The following is a 10228-nucleotide window of genomic DNA, read 5'->3' as shown; positions in this document are numbered from 1 at the left end:
AGCCATTTTTTTTATGAAAGTTTTATGTTATAATAGCATCGCAATGTCAGTATTGGGGTTTTAGCTCAGCTGGGAGAGCGCTACGCTGGCAGCGTAGAGGTCAGGGGTTCGAGCCCCCTAAGCTCCACCAATATACGAATAAACGCCTTTAATGGGTGTTGAGATAAGAAAACAAATTTAGAATTTCGGGCATACGGGTTACAACTAAATAACCAAGCAAAAGGGACGTTATCACAGGATAGCGTCCTTTACTGCATATTGCCACGCTACAGCTTGAAATAAGTTGCGGTATTTTTATGTGTTATTCTACAAACGGCAAGCAGTTGTTTGAAAGGCGAATACAGAGGCTTTGCGCAGGCCGCATATCCGGCGTTTTGATTGATACAATGACGCTGACAAGCCTGTTGACGGGAGAAGGAAAAGTATCTTAAAAATAATTGTAACGTTTTTCAATTTCGTTAGTCTTATAAAGGAAGGAGGCGGCCAATGAGCTTATTTGATCCTATCAGAAAATCCGGGCAGCCGATAACTTTTTCTAAAGCAATTATTCATCCTGTCCTTATTAGTTGCTTGGGGCTAATTACAGGTGTCTTGATTAAGCTGCTTGATCTTTACACAACTGACATTGGAAATATCTTTTCACAAACATCTGTTTGGATTTTTATTTGCACATTGATTTCTGTATCCAGCAATTCTGCTGTGCGGGCCTCAGTTAATGTTTTCAGCTTTTGCATGGGAATGTTAGTGACATATTACATAACTGCAGAAATGACAGCAAATGTTTATTCACATTCGATAGCCTATGGGTGGACAGTGTTTGCCTTTCTCTGCATGCCTATGGGATTTTGTATTTGGTACGCAAAAGGTAAGCATTGGCTTTCAAGGATAATTTCTATCGGAATCATTTTGATAATGCTTGTGACTTCAACAGTATTGTTTGATAAAATCAGAGTATCGGATATTCTATTTGCCGTTTTAACAAGCATGATCCTATTCAAAAAATAAAGCCATCAGAAAGATGAAAGAAAGCGAGGTGTTGGAGTGAAAGACTTTGAAAAGATATATTCAGAATACTTTGATACGGTATATCAATATACCCTTTCCCTTTGCAAAGACGAAGCTTGGGCAGAGGAACTCACTCAAGAGGCTTTCTTTAAGGCTCTAAAAAATATTGGTACTTTTCGCGGGGAATGTAAATTAAGTGTTTGGCTTTGCCAGATTGCTAAAAATATATTTTATACAGAGGTCAAACGGAAGCAAAGACAAGTTGATTATCCTTTAGATACTATCCCGGGTACTGAAGGCATAGAGCAAAAACTGCTCAATAAAGAAACGGCTTTTGAACTTCACAAATTGCTTCATCGGTTAGAAGACCCTTATAAAGAGGTATTTTGGATGCGTACTTTTGGAGAACTCTCCTTTGCAGAAATCGGAAGTCTTTTCGGTAAATCTGAAAGCTGGGCGAGAGTAACTTATCATAGAGCAAAATTAAAGATTAAGGAGGGCATAAAATGAAATATCCTTGTAGTTTGATAAAGGACTTGCTGCCCCTATACCATGATGGGGTTTGCAGCGAAGAAAGCAATAAGATTATTGAAAATCATTTGTCAGAATGTTCTTCCTGTAAAGATTACTATAATTTCCTTTGTGAAACAGATGAAATCTTTACGGCTCCGCAAAATGCTGAGTTAGAAATGAAAAAAGCAGCGTCTTTTCGCTCGATAAAAAGAAAGCTGCGCAAAAAGCAAATATTAGTTGTTGTACTTGCATTTGCCATATTTGCGGCTGCATCTTTTTCGATTGTCGGCTTTTTGAAAAAATCCGAGCAGGTGATTTCCTATGAGAATAATATTTCGGTGTCAATGGCAGACAACAGCTTGATCGGCAGATTACAGGGCAATCAAGCTAATTATCTTAAAATTAAGCAAGTGGAAATCAAAAATAACGGACAAATGGACACCTATTTGTTTTTCTATATGTCGGGAACAAAGTGGGACGATCTTATTACGAATGATGATATATTCAGCGAGTATGTCCTATGCAGTGCCGATAAGGGCGCAGAAAACATTGACCGCGTATTTTACTATACAGGGGATTATACAGGCATAGAAAGTATGGATATCGGCAATTTGCAGAAAATAATTGACAATTCTGTTTTGCTTTGGCGTAAATAGGAATACATATAAAAGATTGGAAAGCGGCGCACAAAAAAGTGCGCTTTATTTTGTAACGAATTGTAAACTGCGCAGTCATAGAGTAAAAGCGAAAGAGAGGTTTACTATGTTTAAAATAAAGCGGAAGTGCCGTCCTACTACAATCTTATTAGCGATCGGATTTTCAATTTCTATAATGTCCGTATTGGTTGGCATTAGTGCAATTAATGATATTTTAAATTCTTTAGCAGATGCAAACCAAGAAACACCGATATTTACTACTATGCAAAATACGGGGATTTCCCTTGCGCTTTCAATTTATCTGTTTTCTATTGCAAATTGTCTTGTGGTTACAAACTATTGGATTGTTACAAAGCGCAAAGATATGGCAATTCGTAAAGCGTTCGGCTGGTCAAATCGTAATCTCATTTGCGCGGCAGTATCAGAAATGGCGGAAATACTATTTGTCAGTCTTTGCATAGGGTTTATTTTGATTGAGATATTTTCACGCATGACTCAGGGAGTCATATCCATACATATAACCCCTTTTTTCTTATGTAGTTCACTTCTGTTCTTGTTATTTACTTTGATGATTTCTGTAATTATTCCTGTTATACGCATTTTGAAAATACACCCTGCGGAGGTGATTTCTTAAATGAAACTTTTAATGTTATCGATCAGGGAAATAAGGAAAAAGAAGTTTTTTTCATTTTTGATGTTGCTTGTATGTGTTATTGCGATGCAGACGGTTCTATCTGCTTTCACAAATGCGGCCAGTGCAGCTTATCAGCAAAAAATATTTGAAAGCAATATGGGTGTTGATATGGAAAAGGTATTGCACTTGAATTACCAATATACAGAAGAAAGCCCAGAGTTTGCAAATGTGATCCGGCAATATCTTGACTATATCAAAGCACTGCAGGGGGTGGAAGCAGCAGGCCAGTTTGACGCAACCGGCATGTATTTTTTCGAACTTGAAAACATGGATGAATATAAGGCAATCAATGGGGAGCTGTTAAAGGGACAAAAATACGAAAATTATCCGGGCATATCGCAGCTATTAAGCATCGATGAGGAAATATTGTCATTTGTCAAAGGTGGAATTACCGAATACACAGCTACAACAAGCGGTCTGCTGCCTCTTTATGTAAGCGAGGTATTCAAGGATATTTTATCAGAGGGACAAATACTTACCGATGAGCGCACAGGCGGTCAGTACGAAATTGCCGGGTATATTCCCATTGATGCAAAGTGGGTTGAGGAAGATGATTTAATACGTTATCCCTTGGTTTCATTAAACGGCTGGTTCATTGCGCCTTTTACAAAACAAAGCCGTGATGATATCATGACGCAGCTTTCTTCTCTGCATAATACCTATGTATTTCTTTCTGATCATGCGGATATAGACTTTGTTAAAGAGCAGGTGTCTACATATCCATTACAACATGGGTTTGAAGCGTCGGCAGTGCTTATATCGGAGGAATATAAAGGATATCAGTCAGAAACAGCAGCATTTACTAGACGGCAAATACTGCTCGCACTCTTTATTTCCATTATGGCAACCAGCTCCGTCACTGCAGTTTTTACTACCAATACTTTGTTGAAAAAGAAACAATATGGCATTTGGATTGCAAATGGTTTTACGCTTTCCGATATCGCGGCAGAAATAGCTATTGAAATATTTATTATTATTTTCTGCTCGGGTATTTTTGCTTGGGGAATGAAATGGATAGAGCTTACTCGAAGTATTGACCTATTCAAAACTGTTTTGCTAACCGTGCATATCAGATACACACTTCCAATCTGTATTATACTTGCTTTTATTTTGACAATGATTGCAGCATTAATTCCGATAACAAAATTAATGAAATATCAGCCTTGTGAGTTGATAGGAGGAGATACAAATGGCAGCGATTGAATTGAAAGACATAACAAAAGAATACAGAAGTGATGAAATTATTACTTCAGCTTTGAGAAATGTTAACTTAAAAATAGGCAGCGGTGAGTTTGCAGCAATTATGGGAGCTTCCGGTTCCGGCAAGACAACATTATTAAATATTATAGGCTGCATGGACATTCCCACAAGTGGTACATATTTGCTTGATAATGAAGATTTAGGGGGTGCAAAGGAAAAACACTTATCTTCTATTCGTGGTAAAAAAATATCGTTTGTCTTTCAACACTTTGCCCTTATCGATGATTATACTGTATTTGAAAATGTAGAAATACCGTTGATGAAGCAGCCGCTGTCAAAAGCAGAACGAAAGAAAAAGGTTTTATCTGCATTGAAACTCGCAGGCATATCTAATTTAGCCAAAAAGAAACCGTCGAATATATCCGGCGGTCAGAAGCAAAGAGCGGCAATCGCAAGGGCGATTGTATGCCAAGCCGAAATAATCCTTGCGGACGAGCCAACAGGAGCATTGGACAGCAAAACAGGAAATGAAATTATGCGGGTATTTTCAGAATTAAATAATATGGGAAAGACGATCATTCTTATTACCCACGATAAAAATGTTGCGTCTTACGCAAAAAGACTTATTACCATTCAAGACGGGAGTATTTTAAGTGATGAAGCTATATAAAAATATCGTGGTTTGTTTGCTTGCAGTTTGTTTTGCCTTTGCTCTTACGGCTTGTAATAACAGTGAATCAGACGAGTTTACTTCTTTACAAAGCTTTGAGTACCACTTTTTCCCCGAAGAATATGAGAAGGAATACAGTGAGCATGAAAAGACAATTACACTTGAAGCAGATACAGATTATCAATTTAAGGTTGATGCAGCTTGTGAAAGTGGAACAATAGAAATCAGTATTACTTATGAGAACGCAGAAGAAACAATTATCGTCAATTCTTCTGCTCCATGTAACGATAAAATCACAATTCCTGCAAATACAACTGAAACAGCATATTTTACAATTAGCGTTGATTCCGAAACCAAAGGTGATGTTGTAGTAGAAGTATTAACACGGTAATAACAATGAATAATCGAATAGTTTATTCACTGTCATAGTGTAAGAGTAAATTGAACTGGTACTTCATGCAAAACTAATTTCAGCCTACTCTCCTCTAAAGTGGAATTTAACTTTTCACTTCAATTCAGTCAAAAAAAGGTCAAAAAAATCAATTCATTTTATGAAATCGCTTGCAAATCTGGCTTTATAGTGCTATTATAAACCAGTAAGGATAGTGATTGGTAACAAGCTAAACCTACGCGTCAACTATTTTCATTGCTTTTTAAGCATGATAGGAGAGGTGTAGGTTTTTTTTATGAAAGGGGGATAAGCAATGATTATTGACAAGATTCTGAACAATAACGTAGCCGTAGTTTTAGTAGATGGTGAAGAAAAGATCGTTATGGGGAAAGGTATCTGTTTTAAAAAGAAAGTAAATGATGATATTGATGAAAACATGATTGATAAGGTATTTGCTTTATCTTCAGCTGATGCCAGTCATAAATTCCAGGAGATTATCAAAGAAGTGCCTATTGAACATATTATCGTGAGTGAGAAAATCATTCAATATGCGAAAGCAACACTCGGCAAAAGATTGAATGAATATATCTATATCTCTTTAGTAGATCATATTTATTCTTCAATTGTGCGTTTTCTTGAAGGTATCACGGTAACTAATGTATTACTGTGGGATATCCGCAGATTTTATAAAGATGAATTCGCTGTCGGTTTGGCAGCTTTAGATATGATAGAAAAAGAATTTAACGTGCGTCTTCCAGATGATGAAGCAGGCTTTATCGCCCTGCATTTAGTCAATGCGGAATTAGATGAAAAGGGTATGGAGGATATGCTTGCGATTACTAAAGTAATGCAGGAAATCACCAATATTGTCCGCTATATTTTCAATGTTGAATTTGATGAGGATGACGTATATTATTATCGTTTCACAACTCATTTGAAATTTTTTGCACAGCGTTTAGTGAATCATACAACGTATGAAAACAGCGATGACGATGATTTATATGATGTGATTAAATTAAAATATAAGAATTCCACGAAATGCGTAAACCGCATTAGTGATTTTATAGAAAGAAAGTATAATTATGTACTTTCTAATGAAGAAAAGCTGTATCTTACAATTCATATTGAACGTGTTATCTACCATAAAAGATAACTCGTCAGATAGATAAAGGAGGATTGATACAACACGGATAGTGACATTAAGTTGGCTAAACCTATAAAGATGAATAAGAAAAATTGATCATTAATTATGTATTAAATTATTCATATTTGTTATAGGAGGACATAAAATCATGGGAAAATATGAAAAACTCGCTAAAGACATTATTGCGAATGTCGGCGGTAAAGAAAATGTAATAAGTTTAACTCACTGCGTAACACGTTTACGTTTCCAATTAAAGGATGAATCAATTGCTAATACAGAAGTGCTTAAAAATATGGATGGTGTCGTTACTGTTATGCAGACAGCTGGTCAGTATCAAGTAGTTATCGGCAATCATGTTCCTGATGTATTCCGCGATGTCTGCGAAGTGGCTGGTATCAGCGGTGATGGTGCTAATGCGCCTAAGACTAAGCGCAAATTCTCTGAAGCGGCTTTAGATATTATTACTGGTATCTTCATGCCGTCAATCGGTATCTTGTGTGCCAGCGGTATCTTAAAGGGTGTAAATACATTATTAGATATGGTCGGCTTAGTGAGCGCTGCTTCCGGCTTAGGTGTATTGCTTGCGGCAGCTGCTGACGCGATGTTCTTGTTCTTCCCAATCATTTTGGGATATAACGCATTTAAGAAATTAGGCGGCAATCCTTACCTTGGTATGACATTGGGTGCTGCATTGTGTTATCCGACAATTCAGGGTATCGATATTGAAGTATTCGGTTTTGTTGTTAACGCGACTTATACAAGCACAATGCTGCCAATGGTTGTATTAAGCTTTCTGGCTGTATATATAGAAAAAGGTTTAAATAAAATTATTCCTGATGTTGTAAAGACCTTCGTGGTACCGGCAATTGTATTGGCACTCTGTCTGCCTATCGGTTTCTGTGTGATTGGGCCGGTTTCTAATTTACTGGGTGATTTCATCAATCAATGCATCCAAGGTGTTTATGGCTTCAGTCCGATCATTGCCGCGGCTTTATTGGCTTTCTTATGGCAGATCTTAGTTATGATGGGCTGTCATATGTTGGTTATTCTGCCAATTTTGATGGGTTTGATGGCCGGTGTCGAACAGCCTTTAATGGCCGTTATCGGTGTATGTTCATTCGTTCAGACTGGTTCTGTATTTGCAATCTGGCTGAAAACAAAGAATAAAAAATTAAAACAAATCGCATTGCCTGCATGGATTTCTGGCATCTTTGGTGTTACTGAACCAGCTATTTATGGTGTTACATTACCAAACGGCAAACAGTTCCTGCTGACTTGCTTCGGATCAGCTGTTGCCGGTGCGTTATCTGTAATTCTTGGTGTTTCTGCTTATACGATGGCAGGCATGGGTGTTTTCCAGATCCCAGGTCAAATTAATTCAGCTAATGCTGGCGGTTCATTAACTGTTTCATTAATTCTAACGGTTGCCGCAACCGTTATCGGTTTTGTGATTGCCTTTGTGACTTATAAAGATAAAGCTGAAGCAGCTAAACCAGAAGTTAAAAAAGTTAGTGCAGAAAAAGAAGTTATCAGTTCACCTGTTAAGGGCAATGTTGTTCCTTTGGAAAAAGTTGAAGATGCTGCTTTCTCAGCCGGAGCTTTAGGTAAAGGGATTGCTGTTGATCCAACTGAGGGTAAGGTAGTAGCTCCATGTGATGGTACTGTAATGACCTTATTCCCTACAAAACATGCCATCGGTATTGTTTCAGATAATGGCTGCGAAGTTTTAATTCATATCGGTATGAATACGGTTAAATTAGAAGGTAAAGGGTTTGAAGCGCATATTAAACAAGGCGATAAAGTAAAAAAAGGCGATGTCTTAGTTACTTTTGATATAGAGAGTTTGAAGAAAGAAGGTTATTCATTAGTTACACCAATTATTGTTACGAATACAGCTGATTATTTAGATGTTGTGGAAGTGGCTAACGGATCTGTAAAATTGGGTGATGATTTATTGACTTTATTGAATTAATCAAACGAAAAGGAGCGTAATTATGAGTTTTCCAAAAAATTTCTTATGGGGCGGCGCAACGGCTGCTAATCAATACGAAGGTGGTTATAAGGATGGCGGTAAGGGTATCAATACAAGTGATGTATTGACGGCTGGAAGCCATACAACACCTAGAAGAATCACATGGATCAAACCGGATACTAAGGAAACAGGCTCTATCAATATGGATTTAGGCTCAGGTTCACCTATGGTATTTCCTGAAGGGGCTGTTCCGGCAATTGTAGAGGGTGAATATTATCCTAGTCATGTGGCAACCGATTTTTATCATCATTTTAAAGAAGATATCGCTTTGATGGGTGAAATGGGCTTTAAGACATTCCGTTTATCAATGAACTGGGCGCGTATTTTCCCAAATGGCAATGATGAGACACCGAATGCAGAGGGTTTAAAATTTTATGATGAGGTTTTTGATGAATGTAAAAAGTACGGTATTGAACCGCTGGTTACATTATCACATTATGAAACACCATTAAATTTGACTATTAAATATGGCGGTTGGAAAAGCCGTAAGCTGATTGATTTCTTTGTACGTTATTCCACAACCGTAATGAAGCATTATCAGGGCAAGGTTAAATATTGGCTGACCTTTAATGAGATTAATATCATGCAGTGGGGCTGCTTTATGGCTGGTGGTCTGATAGATGATAGTGATCAGGCTAAAGCACAGGGTGCTCATAACCAATTTGTCGCCAGTGCGTTAACCGTTAAGGCGGCTCATGAAATCAGTGATGAAATTAAAGTTGGACAGATGCTGGCTTATCAGCCGATGTATGCTTATACATGTGATCCAGCGGATCAATTGTATGTATTGAAAAATGCTCAAAATACATTGTGGTTTTCAGATGTGCAGACAGGCGGTAAATATCCAGCATATAAATTAAAGGAATATGAAAGAAAAGGTATTGTTTTAGAAACTGAAGCTGATGATTTTGAATTATTGGAGAAATATTCCGCAGACTTCCTAAGTTTTTCTTGTTATGGCTCTTCTACTTTCACAACTCATGAGAATGTAGAAGCAGGCAGCGGTAATATGATTATGGGCATTAAAAATCCTTATCTGCAGACAAATGCATGGGGTTGGGGAACTGATCCTAACTGCTTAAGAATTGCATTAAATACATTGTATGATCGTTATCATAAACCTTTATGGATTGTTGAAAACGGTATTGGCTGGGATGATCAAAAGGAAGCAGACGGTTCTGTGCATGACAGCTACCGTATTGATTATCTGCGTCAAAATATTCAGTCCATGAGTGATGCAATTAATCTGGATGGTGTAGATTTAATGGGCTATACAATGTGGGGCTGTATTGACCTTGTCAGTGCCGGTACCGGTGAAATGAAGAAGCGTTATGGTTTTGTTTATGTAGATCGTGACGATAAAGGGAATGGTACATTAGCAAGAAGCAAGAAAGACAGCTTCTACTGGTATAAGAAAGTGATTGCCAGCGATGGTGCAGATTTAGATTAATTAGATTATAAAAAATCATAAAGGAGGTATTGTTTATGAGTTTTCCAAAAGATTTTTACTGGGGCGGCGCAACCGCTGCTAATCAGTGTGAAGGTGCATGGAACGCAGATGGCCGCGGCATGGCTTTGACAGATGTCACTACCGGCGGTTCAGTCAAGGAACCAAGAATGATTACTTATATCGGTGCTGACGGCAAACCGGGAAAGATCAGAAGTATGGGTGAAGCGCTCCCTGAGGGTGCCAAATATGCCGTTCTTGATGATTGCTATTATCCAAATCATGAGGGCATCGATTTCTATCACCGCTATAAAGAGGATATCGCTTTGTTTGCGGAAATGGGCTTTAAAATGTTCAGAATGTCAATCTCATGGTCTCGTCTCTATCCTAACGGTGATGAATTAGAGCCTAATCAAAAGGGGATTGAATTCTATCGTTCCGTTTTTGAAGAATGTAAAAAGTACAACATCGAACCG

Annotated in this window: 11 protein-coding genes and 1 tRNA gene; all 12 read left to right on the top strand. The window is 37.8% G+C overall.

The annotated features are described in order from the left end of the window. Positions 1 to 54 precede the first annotated feature (54 nt). Positions 55 to 130 (top strand) — tRNA-Ala (locus DAHG_RS21725). A gap of 356 nt (positions 131 to 486) precedes the next feature. Continuing rightward, positions 487 to 1005 (top strand): hypothetical protein, encoded by a 519-nt coding sequence (locus DAHG_RS04850; RefSeq protein WP_022937206.1) that lies wholly within the window; start codon positions 487 to 489, stop codon positions 1003 to 1005. Between the two features lie 36 nt (positions 1006 to 1041). Next, positions 1042 to 1515, top strand: coding sequence for an RNA polymerase sigma factor (locus DAHG_RS04845; protein ID WP_022937205.1), 474 nt, complete (start codon positions 1042 to 1044; stop codon positions 1513 to 1515). Beyond that, the gene (locus DAHG_RS20465) at positions 1512 to 2174 is read left to right on the top strand and encodes a zf-HC2 domain-containing protein (protein ID WP_022937204.1); all 663 of its coding nucleotides are present in this window, start codon (positions 1512 to 1514) and stop codon (positions 2172 to 2174) included. Before DAHG_RS04845 ends, DAHG_RS20465 begins: the two co-directional genes overlap by 4 nt. A 106-nt stretch (positions 2175 to 2280) precedes the next feature. Beyond that, the gene (locus DAHG_RS04835; protein WP_022937203.1) at positions 2281 to 2808 is read left to right on the top strand and encodes an FtsX-like permease family protein; all 528 of its coding nucleotides are present in this window, start codon (positions 2281 to 2283) and stop codon (positions 2806 to 2808) included. Beyond that, a complete protein-coding gene (locus DAHG_RS04830) occupies positions 2809 to 4071 on the top strand; it encodes an FtsX-like permease family protein (protein WP_022937202.1) in 1263 nt (420 codons plus the stop codon). Continuing rightward, the gene (locus DAHG_RS04825; RefSeq protein ID WP_022937201.1) at positions 4058 to 4738 is read left to right on the top strand and encodes an ABC transporter ATP-binding protein; all 681 of its coding nucleotides are present in this window, start codon (positions 4058 to 4060) and stop codon (positions 4736 to 4738) included. Before DAHG_RS04830 ends, DAHG_RS04825 begins: the two co-directional genes overlap by 14 nt. Then, a complete protein-coding gene (locus tag DAHG_RS04820; RefSeq protein WP_147576394.1) occupies positions 4722 to 5129 on the top strand; it encodes a hypothetical protein in 408 nt (135 codons plus the stop codon). The genes DAHG_RS04825 and DAHG_RS04820 overlap by 17 nt, the downstream gene beginning before the upstream one ends. Positions 5130 to 5442: 313 nt before the next feature. Then, positions 5443 to 6282, top strand: coding sequence for a BglG family transcription antiterminator LicT (gene licT / locus DAHG_RS04815; RefSeq protein ID WP_022937199.1), 840 nt, complete (start codon positions 5443 to 5445; stop codon positions 6280 to 6282). A gap of 139 nt (positions 6283 to 6421) precedes the next feature. Beyond that, entirely contained in the window at positions 6422 to 8245 is a 1824-nt protein-coding gene (locus tag DAHG_RS04810; protein WP_022937198.1) for a beta-glucoside-specific PTS transporter subunit IIABC, read from the top strand. A 22-nt stretch (positions 8246 to 8267) separates the two neighbouring features. Further along, positions 8268 to 9755, top strand: coding sequence for a family 1 glycosylhydrolase (locus tag DAHG_RS04805; protein ID WP_022937197.1), 1488 nt, complete (start codon positions 8268 to 8270; stop codon positions 9753 to 9755). A gap of 35 nt (positions 9756 to 9790) precedes the next feature. Further along, a partial coding sequence (locus tag DAHG_RS18810; RefSeq protein ID WP_034456543.1) for a family 1 glycosylhydrolase occupies positions 9791 to 10228 on the top strand: 438 nt, incomplete at its 3' end.

Source organism: Dielma fastidiosa (genome assembly GCF_000313565.1).
Lineage (GTDB): Bacteria > Bacillota_I > Bacilli_A > Erysipelotrichales > Erysipelotrichaceae > Dielma > Dielma fastidiosa.
Note: the sequence above shows the minus strand (reverse complement) of the source record. Positions and strands in the feature narration are given on the sequence as shown.

Bases quoted from the DNA above. Each gene is read 5' to 3' on its own strand.
- DAHG_RS04850 (WP_022937206.1), top strand. From the start codon at position 487: ATGAGCTTATTTGATCCTATCAGAAAATCCGGGCAGCCGATAACTTTT.
- DAHG_RS04805 (WP_022937197.1), top strand. From the start codon at position 8,268: ATGAGTTTTCCAAAAAATTTCTTATGGGGCGGCGCAACGGCTGCTAAT.
- DAHG_RS04825 (WP_022937201.1), top strand. From the start codon at position 4,058: ATGGCAGCGATTGAATTGAAAGACATAACAAAAGAATACAGAAGTGAT.
- DAHG_RS04810 (WP_022937198.1), top strand. From the start codon at position 6,422: ATGGGAAAATATGAAAAACTCGCTAAAGACATTATTGCGAATGTCGGC.
- licT (WP_022937199.1), top strand. From the start codon at position 5,443: ATGATTATTGACAAGATTCTGAACAATAACGTAGCCGTAGTTTTAGTA.
- DAHG_RS04830 (WP_022937202.1), top strand. From the start codon at position 2,809: ATGAAACTTTTAATGTTATCGATCAGGGAAATAAGGAAAAAGAAGTTT.
- DAHG_RS20465 (WP_022937204.1), top strand. From the start codon at position 1,512: ATGAAATATCCTTGTAGTTTGATAAAGGACTTGCTGCCCCTATACCAT.
- DAHG_RS04835 (WP_022937203.1), top strand. From the start codon at position 2,281: ATGTTTAAAATAAAGCGGAAGTGCCGTCCTACTACAATCTTATTAGCG.